General features: G+C 57.2%; 20 protein-coding genes. 15 read left to right on the top strand and 5 right to left on the bottom strand.

The window, feature by feature from the left end:
- Nucleotides 1–2 precede the first annotated feature (2 nt).
- The 5 genes from ACI0FJ_RS10650 to ACI0FJ_RS10630 all read left to right on the top strand — a co-directional run bounded on the left by ACI0FJ_RS10650 (nucleotide 3) and on the right by ACI0FJ_RS10630 (nucleotide 5,367).
- Nucleotides 3–746, top strand: coding sequence for a thiamine pyrophosphate-dependent enzyme (locus ACI0FJ_RS10650; protein WP_424302935.1), 744 nt, complete (start codon nucleotides 3–5; stop codon nucleotides 744–746).
- The gene (locus ACI0FJ_RS10645) at nucleotides 739–1,275 is read left to right on the top strand and encodes a 2-oxoacid:acceptor oxidoreductase family protein (RefSeq protein ID WP_424302932.1); all 537 of its coding nucleotides are present in this window, start codon (nucleotides 739–741) and stop codon (nucleotides 1,273–1,275) included. The genes ACI0FJ_RS10650 and ACI0FJ_RS10645 overlap by 8 nt, the downstream gene beginning before the upstream one ends.
- Before the next feature lie 3 nt (nucleotides 1,276–1,278).
- Complete coding sequence (locus ACI0FJ_RS10640) at nucleotides 1,279–3,378, top strand: acetate--CoA ligase family protein (protein WP_424302929.1); 2,100 nt, start codon at nucleotides 1,279–1,281, stop codon at nucleotides 3,376–3,378.
- Nucleotides 3,379–3,588: 210 nt separating this feature from the next.
- Nucleotides 3,589–5,019: a sodium:solute symporter family protein gene (locus tag ACI0FJ_RS10635; protein WP_424302926.1), complete on the top strand. Its 1,431-nt coding sequence runs from the start codon at nucleotides 3,589–3,591 to the stop codon at nucleotides 5,017–5,019.
- Nucleotides 5,020–5,040: 21 nt separating this feature from the next.
- Nucleotides 5,041–5,367: a DMT family transporter gene (locus ACI0FJ_RS10630; protein WP_424302923.1), complete on the top strand. Its 327-nt coding sequence runs from the start codon at nucleotides 5,041–5,043 to the stop codon at nucleotides 5,365–5,367.
- A gap of 106 nt (nucleotides 5,368–5,473) precedes the next feature.
- Here the strand turns inward: ACI0FJ_RS10630 and ACI0FJ_RS10625 are convergent, their stop codons facing one another.
- Nucleotides 5,474–7,900, bottom strand: coding sequence for a methyl-accepting chemotaxis protein (locus ACI0FJ_RS10625; RefSeq protein WP_424302920.1), 2,427 nt, complete (start codon nucleotides 7,898–7,900; stop codon nucleotides 5,474–5,476).
- Between the two features lie 207 nt (nucleotides 7,901–8,107).
- Here ACI0FJ_RS10625 and ACI0FJ_RS10620 point away from each other — a divergent pair, with 207 nt between their 5' ends.
- Nucleotides 8,108–8,287 (top strand): hypothetical protein, encoded by a 180-nt coding sequence (locus ACI0FJ_RS10620; RefSeq protein WP_424302917.1) that lies wholly within the window; start codon nucleotides 8,108–8,110, stop codon nucleotides 8,285–8,287.
- A 108-nt stretch (nucleotides 8,288–8,395) separates the two neighbouring features.
- On the opposite strand, the gene ACI0FJ_RS10615 is transcribed toward ACI0FJ_RS10620, so the two are convergent.
- Nucleotides 8,396–9,511, bottom strand: coding sequence for an ATP-binding protein (locus ACI0FJ_RS10615; protein ID WP_424302914.1), 1,116 nt, complete (start codon nucleotides 9,509–9,511; stop codon nucleotides 8,396–8,398).
- A 654-nt stretch (nucleotides 9,512–10,165) separates the two neighbouring features.
- On the opposite strand from ACI0FJ_RS10615, the gene ACI0FJ_RS10610 reads away from it, so the two are divergent.
- Complete coding sequence (locus ACI0FJ_RS10610) at nucleotides 10,166–10,867, top strand: LexA family transcriptional regulator (protein ID WP_424302911.1); 702 nt, start codon at nucleotides 10,166–10,168, stop codon at nucleotides 10,865–10,867.
- A gap of 182 nt (nucleotides 10,868–11,049) precedes the next feature.
- On the opposite strand, the gene ACI0FJ_RS10605 is transcribed toward ACI0FJ_RS10610, so the two are convergent.
- Nucleotides 11,050–11,340: a helix-turn-helix domain-containing protein gene (locus ACI0FJ_RS10605; protein ID WP_424302908.1), complete on the bottom strand. Its 291-nt coding sequence runs from the start codon at nucleotides 11,338–11,340 to the stop codon at nucleotides 11,050–11,052.
- 132 nt (nucleotides 11,341–11,472) lie between these two features.
- On the opposite strand from ACI0FJ_RS10605, the gene ACI0FJ_RS10600 reads away from it, so the two are divergent.
- The 5 genes from ACI0FJ_RS10600 (at nucleotide 11,473) to ACI0FJ_RS10580 (ending at nucleotide 15,377) form a co-directional block, all read left to right on the top strand.
- A complete protein-coding gene (locus tag ACI0FJ_RS10600) occupies nucleotides 11,473–12,156 on the top strand; it encodes a LexA family transcriptional regulator (RefSeq protein WP_424302905.1) in 684 nt (227 codons plus the stop codon).
- Nucleotides 12,157–12,501: 345 nt separating this feature from the next.
- Nucleotides 12,502–13,377, top strand: a complete 876-nt coding sequence (panB, locus tag ACI0FJ_RS10595; protein WP_424306544.1) for a 3-methyl-2-oxobutanoate hydroxymethyltransferase — start codon at nucleotides 12,502–12,504, stop codon at nucleotides 13,375–13,377.
- 6 nt (nucleotides 13,378–13,383) lie between these two features.
- The gene (locus tag ACI0FJ_RS10590) at nucleotides 13,384–13,629 is read left to right on the top strand and encodes a hypothetical protein (protein WP_424302902.1); all 246 of its coding nucleotides are present in this window, start codon (nucleotides 13,384–13,386) and stop codon (nucleotides 13,627–13,629) included.
- Nucleotides 13,630–13,635: 6 nt separating this feature from the next.
- Nucleotides 13,636–14,589 (top strand): hypothetical protein, encoded by a 954-nt coding sequence (locus ACI0FJ_RS10585; protein ID WP_424302899.1) that lies wholly within the window; start codon nucleotides 13,636–13,638, stop codon nucleotides 14,587–14,589.
- Between the two features lie 20 nt (nucleotides 14,590–14,609).
- A complete protein-coding gene (locus tag ACI0FJ_RS10580; protein WP_424302896.1) occupies nucleotides 14,610–15,377 on the top strand; it encodes a ComF family protein in 768 nt (255 codons plus the stop codon).
- Between the two features lie 21 nt (nucleotides 15,378–15,398).
- Here ACI0FJ_RS10580 and ACI0FJ_RS10575 read toward each other — a convergent pair whose 3' ends face one another.
- Complete coding sequence (locus tag ACI0FJ_RS10575) at nucleotides 15,399–16,943, bottom strand: dihydrolipoyl dehydrogenase family protein (protein WP_424302893.1); 1,545 nt, start codon at nucleotides 16,941–16,943, stop codon at nucleotides 15,399–15,401.
- A 295-nt stretch (nucleotides 16,944–17,238) separates the two neighbouring features.
- A complete protein-coding gene (locus ACI0FJ_RS10570; protein WP_424302890.1) occupies nucleotides 17,239–18,468 on the bottom strand; it encodes an L-serine ammonia-lyase in 1,230 nt (409 codons plus the stop codon).
- A gap of 737 nt (nucleotides 18,469–19,205) precedes the next feature.
- Here ACI0FJ_RS10570 and ACI0FJ_RS10565 point away from each other — a divergent pair.
- The 3 genes from ACI0FJ_RS10565 to ACI0FJ_RS10555 all read left to right on the top strand — a co-directional run bounded on the left by ACI0FJ_RS10565 (nucleotide 19,206) and on the right by ACI0FJ_RS10555 (nucleotide 23,389).
- Entirely contained in the window at nucleotides 19,206–19,718 is a 513-nt protein-coding gene (locus tag ACI0FJ_RS10565; RefSeq protein WP_424302887.1) for a hypothetical protein, read from the top strand.
- Entirely contained in the window at nucleotides 19,711–20,187 is a 477-nt protein-coding gene (rnhA, locus tag ACI0FJ_RS10560) for a ribonuclease HI (RefSeq protein ID WP_424302884.1), read from the top strand. Before ACI0FJ_RS10565 ends, rnhA begins: the two co-directional genes overlap by 8 nt.
- A gap of 115 nt (nucleotides 20,188–20,302) precedes the next feature.
- On the top strand, nucleotides 20,303–23,389 hold the full coding sequence (locus ACI0FJ_RS10555) for an EAL domain-containing protein (RefSeq protein WP_424302882.1): 3,087 nt from the start codon (nucleotides 20,303–20,305) through the stop codon (nucleotides 23,387–23,389).
- Nucleotides 23,390–23,536: the final 147 nt, after the last annotated feature.

Genomic DNA, 23,536 nt, shown 5'->3' with positions numbered 1-23,536 from the left:
TCATGGCTGAAAAAAGAATACCCGGCTTGTTGGTCGAGGATAACAAGTTCTGTCCGGGCTGCGGCCACGGCATCATCAACAGGGTGCTGGCCGAGGTCCTGGAAGAAATGCAACTGGACGACATTGCCGTCGGCTCCCTGGCCGTTGGCTGTGCCTGTCTGATGATGGACACCTTTGGCGTGGACTGGGTTCAGGCACCGCACGGACGTGCGGCAGCCGTGGCCTGCGGCATCAAGCGCGTGCGCCCCGAGAACTTCGTCTTCACCTATCAGGGCGACGGCGACAGCCTGTCCATTGGTTTTTCCGAAACCATGTACGCGGCCATTCGCAACGAAAACATCACCGCCATCATCGTGAACAACGGCATCTTCGGCATGACCGGAGGCCAGATGGCCCCCACCAGCCTGCCGGGACAGCGTACGACCACCTCGCCCAATGGCAAGGATGCCGGTCTTGCCGGACAGCCGGTGAACATCATCAATCATATGAAGAGCCTTCCCATTGGCTATCTGGCACGCGGCTGCGTGGCCTCGCCCGGGGAAATCATCAAGCTGAAAAAATACATCAAGACCGCCGTGAACACCCAGCTGCAAGGGGGAGGCTACTCCCTGGTCGAGATTCTCTCGCCCTGTCCGACCAACTGGAAGATGTCCATGCAGGGTGCTTTGGACCATATCAAGGACAACGTGAAGTCCTTTTACCCCACGGGTGAATTCATCAAAGCAGGAGAGAAAGTCGATGCTTAGTATCATCTGCGCCGGATTCGGCGGCCAGGGCGTTCTCACCGCCGGGCTGGTCCTGGCCGAGGTGAGCGTAAGCGGAGGCAAGCGCGTCACCTGGGTTCCCTCCTATGGTTCGGAAATGCGCGGCGGAACCGCAAGCTGCCGCCTGCGCATCAGCGACAACGAAATTCTCAATCCGTTTTTCGATGCGCCCAACGTGCTCATCACCATGAACCAGGATTCCGCGGACACCATGCAGGAACTGGTTTCTCCGGGCGGTTTCGTCATTGCCAACTCCACCATGGTGGATTGTTCCGGCCTGCGTGACGACATCGTCAAGGTGGAGGTTCCGGCCACGGCGCTGGCTGCCGACCTGAAAAACCCGCGCGGCGCGAACATCGCCATGCTGGGTGCGGCCATTGCAGCCAGCAAGCTTTTCCCCGTGCAAGAGTTCGCGGACGGCATCGACGCCTACTTCGAGGCCAAGGGACGCAACAATCCGCTCAACCGCGCCTGCTTTCTGCAAGGTGCGGAAGCGGCCAGCAAAGGATAGGCCATGGATCTGAAAAAACTTCTTTCCCCGCGTGCCATGGCGGTTGTGGGGGCCAGTGAAAAAGAGGGTTTTGGCGGAGATACCTGCCGCAACGTGCTGGACTACAGCACGGGCGAGGGCGTGTATTTCGTCAACCCCAAGCGTGACCGCGTCTTTGACAGGCCATGCTACCCCTCGCTGGCCGATCTGCCGGAAGAGATCGACATGGTCGTTATCTGCACCCCGCAGAAGACCGTGGAAACGCTGCTCCGCCAGGCCCACGCCAAGGGTGCGCGGGCAGCCGTGGTCTATGCCAGCGGATATTCCGAAGTCGGCACGCCCGAAGGGCGCAAGGCCGAGGAAGATCTGAAGGCCCTGTGCCGTGAACTGGGCATGGCCCTGATGGGCCCCAACTGCGCCGGGTTCATGAACTACGCAGACGGCGTGTCCGCCTTTGCCTTCATCTCGGACAAGCGCGACCGCAAGGGCGGAGTGGGCATTGTCTCGCAGAGCGGGCAGCTGTGCCTGTCCCTCATGGACAGCCCCAACATGCGTTTTTCCTATTCCATCTCGTCGGGCAACAGCAGCGTCGTGAGCATGGAAGACTACCTGGACTATTTGGTGGACGACGAGGAAACCAAGGTGGTCGGCCTGTATCTGGAAGGCGTGACCCGGCCCCGCAGGTTCCTGAACTGCCTTAAAAAGGCGGCTCTGGCCCGCAAGCCCGTAGTGGTGCTCAAGGTGGGACGCAGTGAAAAGGGCAGCCGTGTGGCGGCTTCGCATACGGGCAGCCTGTCCGGTGCCGACCGCATTTACGATGCCGTGTTCGACAAGTTCGGCGTCATCCGCGTCAACGACCTTGAAGAACTGCTGGCAACCACCGTGCTTTTTTCCACCCTGCCGCACCTGCCGGAGAAAAGCGGCTTCGCCTCCATCAGCCTTTCCGGCGGGGAAACCGGCATCTGCGCGGACATGGGCGAGCTGCACGGCATTGCCTATCCCGATTTTACGCCGGAAACCCTGGCCAAGCTGCGGGAGATTCTTCCCGAGTACGCCAGCCCGGCCAATCCGCTGGATTCCACGGCCACCATTTCCTATGACGCCGACGCCTATGCCGCGACAGTGCAGGCAGTGATGGACGACCCGGAAGTGGGCATGGTGGTGCTGGGCTACACCCTGCTGCACGAAATTGCCGACCCGGCCATCCACTACATGGCCGACGGCATCGAAAAGGTGGTGCGGGACGGACACGCCAAGCCCATGGCCATGCTTCCCTTTGTGGAAAACAGCCGCAACCCGAAATATCTGGACAGGTTGGCTTCGCTTGGCGTACCGATTCTGCCTCCTCCTGCGTATGCCTTCCGTGTACTGGGCCATCTGAAGCGGTTTGTGGAATACGATCCTTCCGCACATACCCTGGATGCCGCAGTTCCCATGAAATCCGAGGACACGTCGACCACGCGCCAGACGCTTTCCGAGTTTGAAAGCATGTGTCTGCTCTCCGGCTACGGCATTCCCCTGCCCAAGGGCGGACTGGCCGAAGACCCGGAACAGGCCGCAGCCCTGGCCGAAGAGGTCGGGTATCCCGTGGTGCTCAAGGTGGCCTCGGCGGATATCGGTCACAAGTCGGACATGGGCGGCGTCAAGCTGCACCTGAACGACGCCCCGGCCGTCCGTGCAGCCTATGCCGAGATAATGGACAACGCCCGCACCAATGCGCCCAAGGCCAAGGTGGACGGCGTGTTTGTGCAGCGCATGCTGGAACCTGGCATGGAAGTCATCCTTGGGGTTTCCAAGGACCCGCAGTTCGGCCCCTGCATCTTGTGCGGGCTGGGGGGCGTGTTCGTGGAAGTCTTCAAAGACACGGCCATGCTGCCTGCGCCCGTAAGCCGGGACGAAGCCCTGGCCATGATCCGCAGCCTGAAATCCCTGCCGCTGTTCACCGGCTACAGGGGGGGAGCGGTGCTGGACATGGAAGCCCTGGCCGATCTGATCGCCAGTGTTTCCGAGTTTGCCGCGGACCACAGGGACACGCTGGAAGAGTTGGATCTCAATCCGGTCTTTGTTTACGAGCGTGGCAAAGGCGTGTGCGCCGCAGACGCCTTGGTTGTTTTGTCAAAATAAGAATTCGGGGAGGGCGCGCCCGCACGGGTGTGTCCTCCCCTAGTTGAATTGTTTGCAATGTCTTCCGGGCCCATCGCATGGCGTGTTTGTCCGACGTTTACCTGGTCCTTATGCGGTCCGCCCCTGTATCCATTGCTTACAAACGGCTAGCCCTCCAACTCTGGGTAAAAAAGCCTCGCTTTTTGGGCGGGGAAACGGAAGGAGAACGCGATGCAGTTTGTTGATTACGCCGTTCTGGTTGCTTATTTCTGTGCCTTGCTCTTCATTGGGTACAGAGGAAACAAGAAGCACACAGGGGCGGAAGATTACTACGTGGGCGGCAGGTCGCAGGGGGCTCTGTCGCTGATGGCCTTATGGATGTCCTCGTGGGTCGGCGGCGCGGCCATCATGGGCAGCGCGGAAAAATCGTTCAGCATGGGCATCACCTTTCTGTGGTATCCGCTGAGCATGTTCTGCGGTTTCATCATTTTCGGTCTCACCTTTGCCGGGCGTATCAAGCGGCTCGGCGACAAATACAGCCACATCACCTACCCCGACCTTATCGAACAACGCTATGATTCGCGTACCCGGATCGTCAGCACCGTCACCACCATCCTTGCCTACATAGGCTATACGGCCAGCCAGTTGCTGGGCGCGGCGCACATCATCAATTCCATAACCGGGCTGGGGCTGGGGCTGGCTTTTGTGGTGGCCACGTCCGTGACCATTCTCTACACCTCGGTGGGCGGTTTTTTTGCCGTGGAGCGGACCGACAGGTTCCAGGCCCTGCTGATGATTCTGGGCCTGACCGTCGTGGCCGTTCCCCTCACGCTGAACGACCTGGGCGGATTTTCGCGGCTGACCACGGAACTCCCGGATTCGTATTTTCAGATGGGCACCTGGGGCTGGGGCACCATTGCCGCCATGTTCATCAGCATGGTGCTGACGTTTTTCACCTCCATGGACGGCTACACCCGGTGCTATGCCGCCAAGTCGGAGCGCAGCGCGCGTAACGGCACTCTGCTGGCCGCCTTTTTTGTGCTGGTGGTTTCCGGGTCCATCTGTTTTCTGGGCATGAGTTCCAAGGTGCTGTTTCCGAACGCCGCCGGAGGAACAACCGCCCTGGTCACGCTGATCATCAAGTTGTTCCCCGTGGGGCTGAAGGGGCTTATTCTGGTGGCCATTCTTTCCGCCATCATGTCTACGGCCGATACCTGCATTCTGTGCGCCTCGGCCAATCTGACCCGCGATATCTACCATCGCTACATCAATCCGAACGCTCCCCAGAAGAGGATTCTGCGCCTGAGCATGGTGAGTTCCTTTGTGGTGGGCATTACGGGGGCGCTGATAGGCTGGTACTCCAAGGACATCATGGCCTTGCTCATAATGACCTTCACCGTGAACTCGGCAGGGCTGTTCGTTCCCACCGTAGGTGTCTTCCTGTGGAAGTGGGCTTCCGCACGGGCCGCCTTTTGGAGCATGACGCTGTCGCTTGTCGTGGTGGTGGCATGGTATGTGGGGCAGGCGCTTTTTCCGCTCAATCCGCTGCTGGCCGTGGACCCGGTATGGCCGGGCCTGCTGATGTCCGTAGGAGTTTTCTTTACCCTGGCGTTCAAGGAGCATAGATTTGCTATGAATGCGGCGGTGAGTAATCTTCCCTGATACCGGGACAAGTGGAGGGATATGCTTAAATACTGGTTGCTGCTGTACACGGCCATCGCCTTCGAGGTGTGCGGGACCATGTGCATGAAGTTCTCGAACGGATTTTCCAGGCTTTTGCCCAGCATTCTGATCTTCGTCTTCTACGGGATATCGTTTGCAAGCATGTCCGTGGCCGTTCGGAAAATCGACGTGGGCGTGGCCTATGCCATCTGGTCGGGCGTGGGCATTGTCAGCGTGGTTTCGCTTTCCTGCATCTTTTTGGGCGAAACCATCACCATGTTCAAAGCCTTTTCCCTCCTGATCATCATTGCCGGGGTTATCTGCCTGAACTTTGCGGGCAACAGCTGAACCCAACGGGAGGACCGCATCCGCGCCAGTGTGTGCGGATACGGTCCTCCCTTTTTATTTTCTGCAGACGACGCTGACTCTGATGTTTCTGCTGCGTTTTCCTTGCTCAGCTTCCAGCCAGATTGCGCAGGCTTTCGGCCAGTTCGGAAAGGTCCATGACGGCCCGGCTGGAGCTGCCGATGTTTTCCGATGTTTCGTCGGAAATGCGGGTAACGTCCATGATGGCCTGGTTGATCTCCTCGCTGGCTGCCGACTGCTGTTCGGCTGCTGCGGCAATGGACTGCACCTGATCGCTGGTGCGCACGATGAGCTCGACTATTTCCCGCAGCGCCTGGCCGGAAAGCTCGCTCAACTTTGCGGCTTCGGTAACCAGTTCCGTTGTCTTGTCCACGTTTTCAATATTTAGGTTGGCCCCCTGCTGAATCCCCGTGATGGCAGTACTTACTTCCTTGGTGGCATGCATGGTCTTTTCGGCCAGCTTGCGCACTTCGTCGGCCACAACGGCGAATCCGCGTCCGGCGTCGCCAGCCCTGGCCGCTTCAATGGCCGCATTCAGGGCCAGGAGGTTGGTCTGGTCGGCAATATCGGTGATGACGTTGATGACCTGGCCGATTTCGTCGGCCTGTTTGCCGAGCTGATCCATGTTTTCCTTCATCTTCAGGGCGCGTTCCTGCACCTGATTGATGGAATCGACGGATTTGGCAACGATGTCCGCACCTTCCAGGGCCTTGTTCTTGGCCGTATCGGCCTCATTGGCTGCCCGCCCGGAGTTGCGGGCAACTTCCAGCACCGTGGCGTTCATTTCCTCCATGGCGGTGGCTGTTTCCCCGGCCCGCTCCCTCTGTTCCGAGGCTCCCTGGGTAATGATGCCGAATTGTTCGGTCAGTTCTTCGGAGGTCTGGGCTATCTGTGTGGCGGCTTTTCCGGTCTGGACGTTGATGTTCTCCACCCGCTGCATGTTGGCGGCGATTTCCTTTTCCTTGATGACCAGGTCGGTCACGTCGCGGGCTATTTCCACATAGCCGACGATTTCTCCCTGGCTGTTGCGGATGACGTTGCCGATGGGCTGGACGAAAAGCTGTTTTCCGCCGCGGCTCATGTCGATGACTTCCGCCTGGACATACCCTTCCTTTTCCCGAGCCTTGGCAATGGGACAATTATCTGTTTCGCAGGCTTCGGTCTGCATAAGCGCCATGCAGCGATGGCCCTTTATGTTGTCCATATCCGTGCCCAGCATGGTCTGGGTCGCCTCGTTTGCCGTGGTGACGTTCCAGTCCTTGTCCACGGCAAAGATGGGATCGGGCACGGCATTGAGCATGTTCACATACCCCTGAGCCTCGTCCAGCAGGTGTCGTATCTTGTCCATAAGCTGGTTGAAGCGGCGGGAGAGGGCCCCCAGTTCGTCTTTTTGGGAATCGTCCAGGCGGTCGCTCAGGTCGGCCCGGTCTTCGGCAATGTCCAGAATCTTGTCCATGATGCGCTGTACCGGGCGGATGACGAAACGATAGATCACCAGGTTGCCGATGATGCCCGGCAGCAGAAGAATGGACAGGAGCAGGATGCCGAGCGCCCACACGGCGTGGTCGATGATGGCCGTCTGTTGGGCGATGTTGGTGGCATAGACCATGACGCCGATCTGTTTGCCCCGGTAATCGAGGATGGGAAAGGCGGAGAGGGCGGTATTGCCGACTTCCTTGCTGGTAAAGGCGTTGCGGCCCTGTTCAAGAAAATCCGGGGTGAACATTTCACGCAGGGCTTTGTTTTTCTGCCCCGAAACCAGCACGAACTTCTGCCCGAACATGGGGTATTTTTCCTTGTCCTGAAGCCGGGTGGTTATCTTCAGCTTGTCCGCATTCATGTACAGCAGGATCTGTTGATTCTCTCCCGTGCCGCCAGCCTGGATAATGGGGGCGAAATTGATGAGCACTTCCACGGAGCCGAGCTGCTTGCCCGTTGCCGTCTTGATGGGAGCCAGGCCGCGGATGACGAAGCCGCCCCTGCCCAACTCGATCCCCTGTACGGCGTTGCCTGTTCTGTTGACGTCCAACACGGTCTGGCGAAAGGAGGAGAGATCGTCGGAAATATCCAGCCAGGTTCCGTTGCGTTTGGCCTGCTTTTCCCGCCAGAGTCGGACCAGACTGCGGCCGTTGCTCAGATGGAAATGCAGCTGGAATTTCTTTCCGGTTATATTTTCATAGCCGGTCAGGACTTCAGCCAGGGCGGTTCGCAGATGTTCCCTGGCCGCCTGGCTCTGCGGGGAGTTCTCATCATTGATGTCGCCGCTGAGGGCCGTCTGGTAGGCCGAAATAACCTCTGGCATGCGGCTGAAGAGGGCGGCCATGTCCCTGGCGAAAGTCGAGGCGAAATCCAGGGATTCGTATACCTTGGCCTGCTTTCCAAGGAGTATGTCCTTGATGTTCGAGTCCTTGAGCGTGGAAAATTGGTTCCACATGAAGAAGAAGCTCAGCATTCCCAGAAGAGCGACAGTGAGCGTGAGAGGGATGCCTATTTTCATGCGGATATTGATCTGCATTGTTTTGTCCTCCGATTTCGGGGTATTGGCTGAGACTTCAAAGAGCACACCGGACTTCATTCAGTGGGGTTCGATAGCATTGTTTCAAGGTGGAAGGAATTATATTCTAATCTATGCCATGATTTTCACATAGCGGGCTGAAAAAGGCAAAGAAAAATGAAGTTTTCCGATTAAGCGTTGTGAATAAATTCACATTATATGGGATACGTGTCTGCCTGGGGAGAGGCGGATGTCGCAGTCGAGCGACAGAACCATGTTGCCGGAACAGGTGCTGATGCCGCGGTGTTTGCTCTCGGTAAACCTCTGGTTGGGCTTCAGGCGGTTGATGAAGAAGCGGTTATCGGCAAAGGGCGGGGCATAGGGGCGTGTCCGGCCCGTTGGCCGTGATGACGATTTTATCGGGCTGGCTGGACCATCCGGCAATACCCAGGAGCAGACCGCCGAGCAGGGCCTTGTCGTCTGTGTCGGTGCTGAGGGAAACGCGTGCGGGAGAGGCTATTCCATGGCCTTGAGGTCCACATGAAAGGTCGTGCCCTTGCCCGTGGACGTGGTGAAATGAATGCGGCCGCCGTGTTTTTCCACAATGGCCTTGGCAATGGACAGGCCCAGGCCGGAACTGTTCACGCCGCGGTTTTTGACGGATTCCGCCTGGGAAAACTGGTCAAAGACATAGTCGCGGAACGATTCTGGAATGCCCGGCCCGTTGTCGGCAACGGAAACACGTATGGTTCCCTCAATGTGGTATACGGAGACCGTCACCACATCGTCGCGGGGCGAAAATTTGATGGCATTGGAAAGAAGGTTGGTAAGAACCTGCACCAACTTGTCCGCGTCGGCGTAGACCAATGTCTTTTCCATGGGGTCTGCGAAGCGCAGGCGGATGCCGAATTTTTCGGCGAACGGAGTCATCTCCTCCACGCTGTGCCGGACCAGAGGCGTCATGTCCACGGGGGCAAGGTTCAGGCGCAACTGCCCTTCCTCTATTTTCTTGATGTCGAGCAGGTCGTTGACCAGGCGGATGAGCCGTTCGGTATTGTGATAGGCAATTTGCACGATGGCGGCGATATTTTTGGGGATTTCACCCAAGGCTCCGCCCTTGAGAAGACCCAGCGCACCCTGTATGGCTGTCAGCGGGGTTCGCAGTTCGTGGCTGACAATGGAAATAAGATCGCTTTTCATGCGTTTCAGCCTATACCGCTCATTGACGTCCCGGCCGATAAACACGATGTATTCCAACGTATTTTCGTTGAAGACCGGGGAACAGGTAACCTCGAAATGGCCTCCCAGCTCTTCGTCGAAAAGATGATGTTCTTTGAGCCCGGCCTGTTCGTTCTCAAATGCGGCCGGCTCGGGACAGGCGGGAACGATGCGTGTGAATTCCATGCCCACTGCCTGGGCCGGAGTTACATCCAGCCGTGAGGCCAGCGATTTGTTCACCCGGACGATGTGCAGGTCCGCATCCAAAAGGGCAATGAGGTCCGGGAGAGCGTCGACCGTCAGCTCCCATTCTTTTTTGGCTTTGTACACAAGGCCGACGGTTCGGTCGGAAGGGGCCTGTTCGGTCTTGGAACATGTTTTTTTATTTTGGAATTTTGGTGCCTTGGAAGCCATCGACCCTCCAGATAGTCTGCTCTTATAACTTCCAAATGCATTTTATACCAGAGCATTCCGAAACCGAAAAAAAGGAAATTTATTTTTTGCCGCAGGCTTATCCGCTTTTCCTTTGCCCCCTGGAACCCATGGCAAAACGTACGTTTCTTTAATTCGGCAAATGTATACCCTAAACTATCTGCTCCAGGGGATTAATGTATTCCTCGGTAAAAGGCATAAGTTTTTATGCTCTTGCTAAAATTAGTCAAATTTTTTATTGCATATTTCCTTCTATAGAGGTATGCAAAATTTCTGTTACAAAAACAGGATGTTGGAAAATAACTCAGATTTTTAAAGATGATTTGCCCGTATTTGTGTGTAAAAAAAATTTTTGGGGTTACAAATATTATAACGATTTTACTTTTCTGTACTTCGTCCGCCTGAAAAACTGTTCTTCACTTGGCGAATTCCCAAAAAAGTATTTTTCTCCCCGGTAAAGCCACTTTTCGGCCTTATTTTATTTGAAGAGGCGTTATAATTTTCGGAAGAGGTATTGTGGCCTTCGGTAAGAGGCTATATACATAAAAATGGTGCAGATGCGCTTTGCGTTTCAGGCACTTAGAAGACGGCTGGGGTCTGTACCCCCCACCGTCAAATAGTCAAGGAGATAATAATATGGCAAAAGCACTCGAAATCTTGCGGGACGATGAAAAGTTCCCGGATATCTATTCCCGCATCCACCATGCCGCCAGGGCTCGCACCCAGGTTGAACTGGCAAACAAGCTGGGGATCCGTCAGTCGAGCATTTCCGATGCCAAGAAAAATAGCCGCATTCCGGCCTCTTGGATCCTTTCCCTCTTTATGGAGGAAGGATGGAACCCCAAATGGTTGATCCATGGTGAATATCCCAAAAACCTCTACGCCTACGACGATACGGATGAAGACGGCGTTTCCGCGAACGATTCTTCCGTAATCGGACCCGCAGGTGGGCGTTTGGTCAATATCTACAGCTGTGAAGGCGACCTTGCCGAAGGTGAGTGGAGCGGAAAGCCCCTGGGCCAGATGCTGGTGCAGAAGAGCCAGGACCGTCCCAACCTTCTGGTTGTGCAGGTCAGCGATTCCAGCATGGAGCCCGGCATCCGTCGCAAGGCGCTGGTTGGATTGGACCGCGAGCGTACCGACATCTGCGAAGGCGATGTCTACGGTGTGTTCGTCCCCGGCAAGGGGATTGTGCTCAAGCGCATCTTCCTGGATATCGGCAATGAAATGCTCGTGCTGCGTGCCGACAACCCGGAATATCCCGAGAACACCATGCCTGTGATGCAGAAGGGTGAAAAGATCGTGGGCAAGGCTTCCTGGGTTCTGCAGGAACTGTAGCCTCTATATTTACCTGCTGCGGAGGTTTTACCTCCGCGGCAGTGAAATTTTCCGAAGTACCGGAATCGCTGCGGCGCTTCCGGTATTTTTTTTGATTTATTTCTTTCGGTCGTTTAGGCAACTTTTGTACACCGTTGTCGGGGCTCATTCCGGTCTTCTTTTTTGCTTGTAATTTTTCCGAATTATCTTTGGGAATTTCCCGCTGTTTTTGCTGCCGCTTTCTTCGGACGGCCCGGTTTACGCCCGTTCGGCTCGGGGAGCAGGGACTTGGGAATGCCCAAGTCCACCAACTGGGCAATGCGTTCGGCAGGTGCCCTTTCCCCTTTGAATATCCGGGTTATCATGGACGGATGAACTCCTAGTTTTTCAGCAAGTTCGCGATTTCCTACACCATGGTAGGCCAGCCATGCCTTAAGTCTGGCTTGACGAACGCCTTTTTTTGCGTCATGGAATCGGTCAACATTTTGACTCATGAGGGGGCTCGTAATTTCAGTATGTTACAGATAAAAAATTTGTTTTCTGATTACTTATCGCACAGCAAATAGTCCAAGGTCAATATCTTTATCCTTTTTCTTGTTTATCGGTTGCCGAGAGGGGAACTACCCATGAACTTTGATGAAATTCTTGAGCGCATCAAAAAAGCCACCGGAGCCCGTACGCAGGTGGAGCTGGCTAATATTCTGGCCATTCGCCAATCCAGCATCTCCGACGCCAAACGCCGCAATTCCGTTCCTTCTGACTGGTATCTCAAACTGTACCGCAGCCATGGGCTGAACCCCGACTGGCTTGCAGAAGGTGTGGAACCCATGTTTCTCAAGCCGGGTATGGCCGAAGCCACATCCTATGTGCAGACCGTGGGCGAGAGTGCCACGTCCTACGGCAAGTCTGCTTCCCGCGGCCGCGTGGTCAGCGTTTCCAGCATGACCGGCATTACCGGGGACAATGATGAGTGGAAGCCTGATTTTGTAAGCCAACTCAATATCCCGGAAACGTTTTACAAGCCCGCAATTCTCGTCATTCGCGTGGACGGTTCCGGAATGGAGCCCATTGTTCGGCGGGGCGCGTATCTGGGTATCGATTCCGATCAGAGGCGCATTCGTTCCGGCGAATTGTACGGGCTGCACATGCCGCACGAAGGCCTTGTATTGAAGCGTATTTTTTACGATGCCAGCAACAACCGCTTCATCCTGCGCAGTGAAAATGCCGACCATCCGGAGCAGAGCCTGTCTCTGGATAAGGCCGACGCCCAGGTTGTGGGCCGCGTGGTTTGGGTCCTGCAGGACATGTAGCTCCCCGCCCAATGTTTTTCTTGCGGCCTGCGCCCCAGAGCGGGAAGGCAGGCCGCTCTTTTCAGAACTTTTCTTCCTGCCCCAGTTGCGCTATTTTTCTTCCGGCGCGTCCGCCCGGTCTCTCGTTGGGACAACTTCTTCCGGCCGTGGTGCCCGCATGCGGGGTGCCCTGCATTGGCTGGTTTCTCAGCCGCGCAGGCGACAAGCTGTTTGCCTGGCGAGCCTTCAGCCTAGTGAGTCTTCTGCCTGGCGAGCCTTTGGGGCGACGAGCCTTCTCTTAATCCGTTTGCACTGTGCCCACGGCAAATGCGCAAACGCCAGTCCGTCAAATGCTTCCATGAACAGATGGAGTTCAATGTGCCCACATCGTACGGATCTTCCCCCAAAGGTTGCCCCCTGAACACTCCCATGAGCGCCCCTGGCGTTATGGCACGCAAGGGCGGCGAAAAACTGGCCATGGTTACCGCCTACGATTATCCCACGGCGCTTCTTGCCGCTAAGAGCGGAATGGACATTATTCTGGTGGGAGATTCCCTCGGCATGGTTGTTCTCGGCCACGACAATACCCTGTCCGTGACCATGGACATCATGGTTCATCATTGTCTGGCCGCTTCCAAAGGGGCGGGCAACAGCCTGCTGGTGGCGGACCTTCCGTTCGGTTCCTATCAGGAAAGCACGGCCCAGGCCGTACGCAACGCCGCCCGCTGCCTCAGCCAGGGGCATGCCCAGGCCGTAAAGCTGGAAGGGGCTGCCCAGGTGGATGCCGTGCGCCAGATGGTCTCTTCGGGCATTCCCGTGCAGGGCCATGTGGGGCTTACTCCCCAGCATGTGGCGGCCATGGGCGGCTTCAAAGTGCAGGGAAAAACCGCACAGGCCGCACAGCGCCTGCTGGAAGATGCCCTGCGTCTGCAGGACGCCGGGTGCTTCAGTATTGTTATCGAGGGGGTTCCCTCACCTGTGGGAGCCATGATAACAAAGGAATTGGACATCCCCACCATAGGCATCGGCGCCGGGCCGCATTGCGACGGGCAGGTGCTTGTGATGCACGACCTGCTGGGACTGTTCGACAGGTTCACACCCAAGTTTGTGAAGCGTTATGCGGAGCTGGGCAGTCTGGCGGTAGAGGCGTTGCAGGCCTACCGCGACGGAGTACGCACCGGCCAGTTCCCCGGACCGGAGCACCAGTTTGCCATGCCGGAAGGGGAAAAGGAGAAGTTGTGACCGCTGGTGAACAGTAAAATTTTTTCCCTTGGCCTGAGCGACAGGGCGATTACCCTGTACCTGCTCATTGACTGCATGGTTTCGTCCGGGATTGCACCCACGGGGAAAAACTGCCGCCGCGACTGGACCGGAACCAACGACGAATATCTTGCTTCCTATGTGGAATTGAGCAAGGCCGGAGTTGTGACCGTTGTTGACGAACAATTCAGCATTATTGCCTCCTCCGAATGGAAGAGGCTTTTTTCCGAGTAAGGATTGATGGATATATATCAAATTTGGCACGGCCTGGGCTGGCCGTTGGTACGGCTTGTTTTTTTCATTTCCCTCGGCCTTCTGGTCGGCAACCTCATAGAGTCCATGAATTGGACTTCCGCCGTGGCCCGGATTGCCGAACCTCTGGTCCGTCTGGCCCGGCTCAAGGATGTTTCCGGGGCGAGTTTTTCCATGGCTTTTTTTTCCGGTGTTTCGGCAAACACCATGTTGGCCGAGGCCTACGAAAAAAAGGAAATGACCACCCGCGAGCTGCTGCTTTCCAACCTGTTCAACTCGCTGCCCACCTATTTTCTCCATTTGCCCACGGTCTTTTTCATAACGCTGCCGTTTCTCAAGGGGGCTGCCGTCGTTTACGTGGGGCTGACCCTTTTGGCCGCTTTTTTGCGTACAACGGGCATCATTTTTCTGGGCCGGGTCTGGCTGCCCCCCATCGAGGCGGGATGCGTACCCTGCAGGCTGAAGGATACGGGCAGAAAATCCGTGCGCGACGCCCTGAAAAAAACATGGACGCGTTTTCTCAAGCGGATTCCCCGCATCATCTACATCACGGTGCCCATCTATATTCTGATTTTCCTGTCGCATAGATGGGGAGTGTTCACGGCCCTGGAAGATTTCCTGGCGCACAATGCCTTTTTCCTCAAATGGCTGCACCCCAAGGCGGTCAGCATCATTGCCTTTCAGATGGCTGCCGAGTTCACGGCAGGGCTTGCCGTTGCGGGCGCGTTGCTGGAAGCGGCCAGCCTTCCGGCCAAACAGATCGTGCTGGCGCTTATGGTGGGCAATATCCTGTCCGCCCCCATGCGTGCCTTCCGCCATCAGTTCCCCTACTATGCGGGCATTTTTTCTCCCAAGCTGGCCCTGCGGCTTATTGTGGTCAACCAGAGCGTGCGCGTGGGCAGTCTGATCGTGGTGGCCCTGCTGTACGCCTGGTGGGGCTAGCGGCTGTGGAAGCGGGGGCCATGCGCAATCTTTTGGGAATGCTGCCCTGGTGGTTGTCCGGCGCATGCATTGCCGGGGAAATCCGTATCGGACGGGTCGCGTCGCTGCTTGCCCAGAGCCGTTGCCCGGTGTGCAGCCGGGTGCTTTCCGAGCGGGATGCACTGGGACTTTGCCCCGAGTGCCGCGCCCGGCTGGCTCCGCGCACTGCCGGATACTGTCCGGCCTGCGGGCTTCTCCATGCCGACCCGGATGGCGTGCCGCATCTGTGCGCAACCTGCCTGGACGTCCCTCCCGATTGGGAAAATATCTATTTTCACGGAAGCTACGACGGCCTGTTGGGGGAACTTTTGCGGGCCTACAAATTCCGCTCTGCCTTGGGATTGGGAAAACTGCTGCAATCCCTGGTTGTGGAGACGTTTTTTTTGCGGGAATATCGAGTGCCCGACCTTATCGTGCCTGTTCCCCTGCATCCCAGGCGGCTGTTGGAGCGGGGCTACAACCAGAGCAGGGAGCTGGGCCGCCGGCTGGCCGCCCGTCTGGAACGGCCTCTGACCCTGCATGCCCTGGAAAGGGTGCGTTGTACCATCCCCCAGGTTTCTTTGGAGCGTAAGGACAGATTGCGCAATGTGCAGGGAGCATTCCAGGCGCGGGAAGGTGAGGTTGCGGGGCGGCGCGTGCTGCTTTTGGACGACGTCATGACCACCGGCACCACGCTCAGGGAATGCACGCGGGTGCTGCTGCAGGCAGGAGCAGCTGCCGTGGACGTGCTTGTTCTGGCCCGGGCATAGCAGGCTCCCGTACGCCGTGGCTCACGGCTTCTGCGTTTCCGGCCTCTCTTGTGCACTGGTGGCTTCCGGCGCATTGGTCGCATCGGGTGAGCTCTCGTACTCGCAGGCTCTGCCCTTGTAGTTGAAGAAAAACTTCAGTCCCTTTTTTACTGTTCCGGAAAATATCTTGGGCGCAATGATGTTGCCTGCCGCCCGTTTGTTGATCTCCGCCAGCGTGGGGTAGGGGTGCACTGCCGATGCCAGGCTGGAAAGCCGGACTCCGCCGTTGAGCACCGCCACCCATTCGGAAAGAATGTCCCCTGCCCGTGGTCCCAGAATCCGTACTCCCAAAGGCTTGTCCTTGCGGTCCAGAAGCAGCTTGAGATAGCCGCGCGTGCTGTTTTCGGCCAGTGCCCTGTCGTTGTCGCTGAATTTTTCCACATGCACCTTGTATTCGATGCCAGCGGCCTTGGCCTGGGTCTCGTTCAGTCCGGCTCCGGCAAGCTCCGGGTCGCAATAGATGCAATGGGGCATCCAAGTGTAATCGACCGTGCGCGGAAGACGGAAAACCGCATTGGTTACGACCACTCCGCCTTCGTACCCTGCGGCGTGGGTGAACTGATATTGTCCTGTGACATCCCCGGCTGCGTAGATGTGCGGCTGGGCCGTGCGCAGGCGCGAATCCACCTGGATGCCGTGCGCAGCAACCGCAATGCCCGCCGCATCCAGTCCCAGCCCTTCAAGGTTCGGAGTGCGCCCCATGGCTGCCAGTAGATGGCTTGAACGGATGAGCTGCTTGCCGTCCTCTGTATGCAGATGGATTTCGTGAAGGCCGCCTTCGGAGTGGACACCGTCCACGGTGGCGCCCAGGTGAAAGCGCACCCCCTCGGCTTCCAGGGCGGCCTGAATCTGGGCAGCCAGGTCGGGGTCCTCCCCGCTGAGAATCTGCTTGCCGCGTTGAACCACATCCACGCGGCTTCCCAGGCGGACAAAAGCCTGGGCCATTTCCACGGCAATGGCTCCGCCTCCCAGAATGACCAGGGATTCCGGCAGACTGTCCAGGGAGAATATTTCCTTGTTGGTGAGGCAGGTGGCCTTGTCCTGCCCTGACGTATGCAGGCCGGGAATGTCCGGAACGAAGGGGGAGGAACCCGTTGCAATAAGCCAGCGGGCGGCACTGATGCGTTCCGTGTGTCCGTCCTGGGTGTGGGTTTCCACGCTATGCTCATCCACGAACTCGGGGCGGGCAAAGCGGACCTGCGCACCGAGCTTGCAGAACCGCTCCACGGAATCGTGTTGCTGGATGGTGGCAATGACCTGGGCGATGCGCTCCCGTACCCGGGAAAAATCCACGGGCGGGAGGTCTGTTCCCGGCAGGCCCACATCGTTTGCGTGGGCCATGAGATGGCGAACCCTGGCTGTGTGCAGAAGGGTTTTGCTGGGCACGCAGCCGTAATGAAGACAGTCGCCGCCCAGGGCTGGACCGGCATCCAGAAGCAGTGTTTTCACTCCCAGTTGAGCCGCTCCCGAAGCCGCGGTCAGTCCTGCCGCGCCGCCGCCGATAATGCCCAGATCAAAGTCATGCATACGTTATCTCCTTTGGCCGATCCGTGGCTGTAGAGCCGGTCTCCGGCCTTGTAGAAGAATACACGGAATTGCGCTCTTGGTAAATTATGATTGGAATATTTCGTAATGCGAAAGAAGAGATGGCACAGGGGCTGAAGTCCTTTCAGCAGCAGTGAAATTCAGGTTTTACATGTGGTTATCATAGACGGGGAGGGCGGAGTTTGCGGGGAAGCAATTTCCGTGGTTTGGGTGGAATTTCGGGGAAAGAAAAATCTTTCCCCGGAATGTTGGCAAGCAAATTGGGGAGAATGCGCCCCTAGCAGCCCAAGACGGCGTTGCGCCGACTGCCATAGGCTTTTGCCAGGCCACCTGTGGCGGTTTCGCGGTACAGGCTTGGCAGATCGTGTCCCGTGGTTTTCATCACGGCCACGACCTCGTCGAACGGAATGCGGTGCGATCCGTCGGAAAGAATAGCCATCTGCGCTCTGGACAGGGCGCGGCTGGCAGCGCAGGCGTTGCGCTCGATGCAGGGGATCTGGACCAGTCCGTCCACCGGGTCGCAGGTCAGCCCCAGGTGGTGTTCCAGTCCCATTTCCGCGGCGTATTCGATCTGGCGCAGGCTGCCGCCCATAAGCTGGGTGGCGGCGGCTGTCGCCATGGCGCAGGCACTGCCCACTTCGCCCTGGCAGCCCACTTCCGCGCCGGAAATGGAACCGTTGAACTTGATGACGTTGCCGAACAGCCCGGCTGTGGCCAGAGCGCGCAGTATGGCCGTCTCGTCAATCTCGTGGGTTTCCTTGAGGTAGCGCAGAACAGAGGGGATGATTCCGCACGATCCGCAGGTAGGGGCCGTAACCACTATGCCCGCGGCGGCATTTTCCTCGGACGCGGCCAGGGAGTATGCGGTGAGCCGTCCGGTCTGCTGCATGTCCGGCCCGGCATGGCGGGTGCGGCGCAGGTAGGCCATGGCTTGGCGTCTCAGCCCGATGGAACCGGGCAGCACGCCTTCGGTGGCTAGCCCACGGGCAATGCAGTCCTCCATGGTGTGCCACACTTCGCGCAGGTAGTCCCATATGTCCGGGCTTTCACACTGTTCCACATATTCCCAGTAGGTGATGCCCTTGTCGTCGCAATGGGCCATGATGTCGGCCACGGTGCACAACGGATAGATGCTGGCGGTCTGTTCCTGATCCAGCTCCTGGCCTTCTTCGCGCAGGGCTCCACCGCCCACGCTGTACACGGTCCAGGTGCCGAGCACCGCGCCGTTGGCGTCCAGGGCTTCGAAAAACATGCCGTTGGGATGCATGGGCAGCTTTTCTTCGGGTTTCCAGAGTATCTCCGTGCGTTCTTTGCCAAGCACCGAAACAATGGCAAAGTCGGTCATGTGCCCTTTGCCGGTGGCGGCCAGGCTTTCAAACAGGCTGACCCTGTAGCCCGCAGCCTCGGGGTATTTTTCGGCAAAGCGCTCGGCTGCGAACCGAGGCCCCATGGTATGGCTGGAAGAAGGTCCCAAGCCTATGCGGTACAATTCCCTGATGGATTCCATGTATAGCCCTTCTGTTGATTGGCCCGGGCCGGTGTTATGGGCGTTGCGGGCGGTCGGTGGGGGGCGTCCCCCAGTATAAAATTTTCTGCATAATAGCGGGGTGGCGGGCTGGGTCAACAGAGATTTGCATGCCTGCGAAACGTGGACTTGCCGGAGAGCGGCGGGAGGCCTCTCTTCCCGGGTTTTTGACAGTATTATGGAGTGAGTAAAAAAGCACACCGTGCTTCAGGCTGCCGACAAAGGCACGATAGCGTCGTTGCCTCAAAAAACTCACCCCTCGCGTATCAGGAAATACGCGTCAGCCTAGAGTTTTTCTTACGACAGTGAGTCTTTTTGGGCTCTCGCACCTTTTTGAGCAGCCTGGAAGATGTAACTTTGTACTCAATCTGAAGCACACCGTGCTTCACGTTTTGCCGGCGATCACCGCTGCCCAAGGCTTGCCAGTGGTATTCTTTGCCAAACGCACCTCCGGCTTCCCCGTAATTCTGTGGCGGCTCTGTTTCTTCCTCGTCGTATACGTTTTCTTGTGAAAATAAGGCAGGATGGAACGGTATGGGTATCCGATAGGCGGGTGGAACACTTATTTTTTGGGGAAAAGGCGCGGCGGAGCGCGGATTTCATGTCGTTTTCTGTCTTCAGACATGGCAGGTGGTTAAATTTGCTGTCAATACTTGCTCCGGTGGCATGTGCGTGTGTAGTATACCCGAGAAACGCAACACGACGAGCGAGTGAAACACATGTCACGATTCATGCCCAAGTCAGGGGAGTATACCCCGAAAGAGAAAATATTCAGGGCGCTTGCCCTGGTAGGCGTCTTCGCCCTTGTTATTTGGGCCTTTTGGGAACATACGGGGCGGACTTTGCGGCAGATCAAGGATTCGCAGGCCATTTCCGATACAACGGGCTCCCTGGACAAAAAGCAGCTCGCCTTTGTGCGCGGCTTTGCCCGGAGCCTGGAAGCGGAATTCGGATTGGAGTTCCGCCTGCAGGTTCGGGATGAGCCGGTAGAGGACCCGGAGTTGAACGGAAAAACCGTATTTTTCGGTATAGACCCGGCGGCAAAGCAGGTGGTGGTGCGTTTTCCCCCTCTGCTGAGCAATGCGCTGGGAAAGGATTTTCTGGAACAATTGCAAAACAACCATTTATCCACGCTGTTTGACGAAGGAAACGACTGGCGCGAAGGCATCACCTTTGCCCTGGCGGCCATATGGGAACGGCTGTCGGAAATGCAAGGGAGAAGCAATGGCTGACGAATTGACAAAGGTGACAATACATACGGACGGTTCGTGTTTGGGAAATCCCGGCCCCGGAGGCTGGGCAGCCGTGTTGGAATACAGCGGCCACCGCAAGGAGCTTGCCGACGGCTACAAGCGGACCACGAACAACCGCATGGAACTTCTGGCCGTTATCGAATCTCTGGCAAGCCTCAAGAGGGCCTGCCAGGTCGATCTCTATACGGATTCCCAATATGTGCGCAATGCCATCGTCAAAAAGTGGCTGGATTCCTGGCAGCGCAAAAATTGGATCAATTCCGCGAAAAAACCGGTCAAGAACAAGGACCTCTGGCTTCGGCTTCTTCCGCTTTTGGCCAAGCACGAGGTTTCCTTCAACTGGCTCAAGGGACATGCCGGACATGTGGACAACGAGCGTTGCGACATCCTGGCCCGCACCAGTGCCGAGCGCGGCCCCTGGGCAGAAGATGCCGGGTACCCGGGATGATAATTTACGCAGAAATCATTCCCATGATGTCAGAATTGGCATAGCATACCACCCCAGTAATGAGTTGAATATCCTTTGCAAAATATTTTTTCGTTAATTGCTTCCGGGCCGACGCATGACATTACGAAGAGCTACCATCTTTTCCATAGCCGCAGTCTTTCTGCTGCTCGTTGGAATTCAGTTTCTGTTGACCGATGCGCTCATCAGAGGTGAGTTCAAGGGGTTGGAGCAGGAGAAGGCATACCAATATCTGAGCCGGGCAGAGGGGGCCATAGAACAGACAACCGCTCATCTGCGCATGCTTGTCTCGGATTGGGCCTGGTGGAGCGACAGTTACGAGTTCGTTCTCAAGCCGAACCAGGAGTATGTTGATTCCAACCTTACCGCCGGAATTCTGAACAATCTTCAGCTCAACGCGCTGGTCTACTACGATATGAACGGCACTGTGCTCTGGAGCGCATTTCAGCCACGGGAAACCGAACATTGGCGTGCCCTTCCTTCCGGATTTACCGAGTCTCTGCGGTTCAATACGACCTCTGCCGATGGAAATCCGACAGGCTTTTCCGGATGTATCCGTCTTCCCGACATGCTTCTTCTTGTTGCCAGTGAACCCATCCTGAAAAGTGACCGCACCGGACCTCCCGTCGGGTGGCTGACCATGGGCAAGCTTCTGGACGGCGAAGAAGTGAACCGCATCTCCCAGGGAATACAGGAACCATTGCACCTTTTCGGGCCGGGGCTTCCTCCCATGTCCGAAGATATGGCCAAAGTGATCGGTCCCCCCTCCGACTGGGACGAAACGCGCAGGTTGGCCATTCATGGCTCTACCATCACCGCGTATAAGGGGCTGCACGATCTGCAGGGCAGCATAGGAGCCGTCCTTGCCATTTCCATGCCCCGGACGATTTACAACACCGGACTGGGGCTTTCCCGCATCAATTTCTTCATGCTTTCCCTGTCCGCCTTTGTGATGGGCGCGGTGATGATTCTGCTTTTCGAACGGAACATTCTGGCGCGTCTTTCCCGTATCTCCACACAGCTGGTCAAAGCCAGGGAGATGCCGGACCAGGATCTGGCGCTCCGCCTTTCCGGCAACGACGAGCTGGCCGTAATGTCCGAGGCCATGGACAGTTTCGTCTCCGAATTGCGGGAAGGAGACCGGTTTTTGGGGAACCTGCTCAACTCCATGCAGGTGGGTGTGGTCATCATCTCCTGCAAGGAACGGCTGGTAAAGGACATCAACCAATACGCCCTGGACCTCATAGGCCTTGCAAAAGACAAGGTGGTTGACCGGGAGTGCCACGGTTTCATCTGCCCCAACAAGCGCGGCAGCTGTCCGGTTCTGGATCAGGGCACACCGGGGGAACTGACCCGGCGTATTCTTCTGACCCATTCCGGGGAAAAGCTGACCATTCTCAAGTCGGTGGCATCCATTTCCAAGGCGGGCGAGCCGTATCTGGTGGAAACGTTCGTGGACATTACGGAGTTGGAAAAGACGCGCATGGCGCTTTTGGAGTCGGAACAGAAGTACCGTACCATTTTTATGAATACCGGAACGGCCAGCATTCTTTTGGATGACGATACCACCATTCGGCTGGCCAATAGCGAGTTCGTCAAACTGTCCGGCCTTACGCCCGAATATTTCGAGCAGGGCGATGTTTCCTGGACGGACTTTTTCCACCGGGACGACCTGTCGCGGATGCGTGAGTTTCACGACCTGCGCCGGAAAAGTGACGAGTCGGCCCCGCGCAACTACGAGGCGAGGTTCATCGATGCCAGAGGCCGACAACATCTGGTCGCCATGACCGTCGCCATGATTCCTGGAACCACCCTGAGCCTGGCCTCCATAGAGAACATCACTGCCCGCAAGGATGCGGAACGGCAGCTGGCGAAGCTGGCTTTTACCGACAGCCTTACGGGGCTGGCCAACCGCCAACTCTTCCAGGACCGGCTGGGCCATGCCATCCAGAGCGCGGCCCGGCGCGAAACCCAGGTTGCGGTCATGCTGTGCGATCTGGACGAGTTCAAGAACGTCAACGACAGCTTCGGCCATTCAGCTGGCGACAGTGTGCTGCGCCAGGCGGCCGAGCGGCTTTCCAGTTCCGTCCGTAAAAACGACACGCTGGCGCGGTTTGGCGGGGACGAGTTCGCCGTTCTTGTGGAAGACATCACGGACGTTACCAACATGACGCGCATTGCCCAGGAGATCATCGATATCCTGTCCGAGCCGTTTACGGCGGGCGGGGGTGACGTGTACCTGGGGGTTAGCATCGGCATGGCCATCTATCCCACGGACGGCTATTCGCCGGAACGGCTGGTGCAGAACGCGGACATGGCCATGTACCGGGCCAAGGAGGCGGGCAAGAACCGCTTCTCCCTGTATACCAAGGATCTCAACGACAAGGCCATGCGCCGGGTCGTGCTGGAAAGTGAATTGCGCGAGGCCATTGCTGCCAATGTCTTTGACGTTTTCTACCAGCCCAAGGTGCTTTCCGATACCGGCGCCATCTACGGCATGGAGGCCCTCATCCGCTGGCCCCAGCCGGATGGATCGTACCGGCCGCCCATGAAGTTCATTCCCTTTGCGGAAGATACGGGCATGATCGTCCCCCTGGATCTTCTTGTGCTGGAGCAGGCCTGTCTGCAGAACATGAGCTGGATTGCGCAGGGATTGGGCCCCTTCAAGGTTTCGGTCAACCTTTCCTCCCGTCATTTTCAGGCCGGGGATACCGTTGCCAGCGTGCAGGCTGTGCTGCGCAAGACCATGATGCCGCCGGAATATCTGGAGCTGGAAATTACGGAAACAGCCCTTATGACCAATTTCGAGGAGGCCAAACGGACGCTGGACTCCCTGAGTGCCATGGGCATTCGTTTTTCCCTGGACGATTTCGGGACGGGGTATTCGTCCCTGGCCTACCTGCGTCGCCTGCCCTTCAATGTCATCAAGATTGACAAGAGCTTCATTGATATGATCTCCGATCCGGAGGAAGATGGCCGCGTTTTGGTGCGCACCATGCTTACCATGGCGCACCTCATGGGGTTGGAAACCGTGGCCGAGGGCGTTGAGACCATGGACCAGTTTGTTTTTCTGAAAGAAAACGGATGTAACCGCATCCAGGGCTATTTCTTTTCACCGCCCCTGCCTCCCGGCAAGTTCGAGGAAACCGCCCGAACAACGCCGTGGCGTGACCTGATGGCCTAGCGCCCCAACGTCTTGGAATTTTCCCTCCCGCAGGACTGTCGGGGATTTTTCCCTGTCGGTCCTTCGGGAGTATGTGTTTTTGTATGCTCAGGGTTTATTTGCAAGGGGCCCCGTTTTGGGGGCGTTGTGCGGAGGTCGTATGCCCGT

The sequence above is a fragment of the Desulfovibrio sp. 7SRBS1 genome (assembly GCF_049723905.1).
Classification (GTDB): Bacteria; Desulfobacterota; Desulfovibrionia; order Desulfovibrionales; family Desulfovibrionaceae.
Note: the sequence above shows the minus strand (reverse complement) of the source record. Positions and strands in the feature narration are given on the sequence as shown.

What these genes read in the sequence shown, in the direction of transcription:
- ACI0FJ_RS10650 (WP_424302935.1), top strand. Translation starts at nt 3, where the DNA reads ATGGCTGAAAAAAGAATACCCGGCTTGTTGGTCGAGGATAACAAGTTC.
- ACI0FJ_RS10645 (WP_424302932.1), top strand. Translation starts at nt 739, where the DNA reads ATGCTTAGTATCATCTGCGCCGGATTCGGCGGCCAGGGCGTTCTCACC.
- ACI0FJ_RS10640 (WP_424302929.1), top strand. Translation starts at nt 1,279, where the DNA reads ATGGATCTGAAAAAACTTCTTTCCCCGCGTGCCATGGCGGTTGTGGGG.
- ACI0FJ_RS10635 (WP_424302926.1), top strand. Translation starts at nt 3,589, where the DNA reads ATGCAGTTTGTTGATTACGCCGTTCTGGTTGCTTATTTCTGTGCCTTG.
- ACI0FJ_RS10630 (WP_424302923.1), top strand. Translation starts at nt 5,041, where the DNA reads ATGCTTAAATACTGGTTGCTGCTGTACACGGCCATCGCCTTCGAGGTG.
- ACI0FJ_RS10625 (WP_424302920.1), bottom strand. Translation starts at nt 7,900, where the DNA reads ATGCAGATCAATATCCGCATGAAAATAGGCATCCCTCTCACGCTCACT.
- ACI0FJ_RS10615 (WP_424302914.1), bottom strand. Translation starts at nt 9,511, where the DNA reads ATGGCTTCCAAGGCACCAAAATTCCAAAATAAAAAAACATGTTCCAAG.
- ACI0FJ_RS10610 (WP_424302911.1), top strand. Translation starts at nt 10,166, where the DNA reads ATGGCAAAAGCACTCGAAATCTTGCGGGACGATGAAAAGTTCCCGGAT.
- ACI0FJ_RS10605 (WP_424302908.1), bottom strand. Translation starts at nt 11,340, where the DNA reads ATGAGTCAAAATGTTGACCGATTCCATGACGCAAAAAAAGGCGTTCGT.
- ACI0FJ_RS10600 (WP_424302905.1), top strand. Translation starts at nt 11,473, where the DNA reads ATGAACTTTGATGAAATTCTTGAGCGCATCAAAAAAGCCACCGGAGCC.
- panB (WP_424306544.1), top strand. Translation starts at nt 12,502, where the DNA reads ATGGAGTTCAATGTGCCCACATCGTACGGATCTTCCCCCAAAGGTTGC.
- ACI0FJ_RS10585 (WP_424302899.1), top strand. Translation starts at nt 13,636, where the DNA reads ATGGATATATATCAAATTTGGCACGGCCTGGGCTGGCCGTTGGTACGG.
- ACI0FJ_RS10580 (WP_424302896.1), top strand. Translation starts at nt 14,610, where the DNA reads ATGCGCAATCTTTTGGGAATGCTGCCCTGGTGGTTGTCCGGCGCATGC.
- ACI0FJ_RS10575 (WP_424302893.1), bottom strand. Translation starts at nt 16,943, where the DNA reads ATGCATGACTTTGATCTGGGCATTATCGGCGGCGGCGCGGCAGGACTG.
- ACI0FJ_RS10570 (WP_424302890.1), bottom strand. Translation starts at nt 18,468, where the DNA reads ATGGAATCCATCAGGGAATTGTACCGCATAGGCTTGGGACCTTCTTCC.
- ACI0FJ_RS10565 (WP_424302887.1), top strand. Translation starts at nt 19,206, where the DNA reads ATGTCACGATTCATGCCCAAGTCAGGGGAGTATACCCCGAAAGAGAAA.
- rnhA (WP_424302884.1), top strand. Translation starts at nt 19,711, where the DNA reads ATGGCTGACGAATTGACAAAGGTGACAATACATACGGACGGTTCGTGT.
- ACI0FJ_RS10555 (WP_424302882.1), top strand. Translation starts at nt 20,303, where the DNA reads ATGACATTACGAAGAGCTACCATCTTTTCCATAGCCGCAGTCTTTCTG.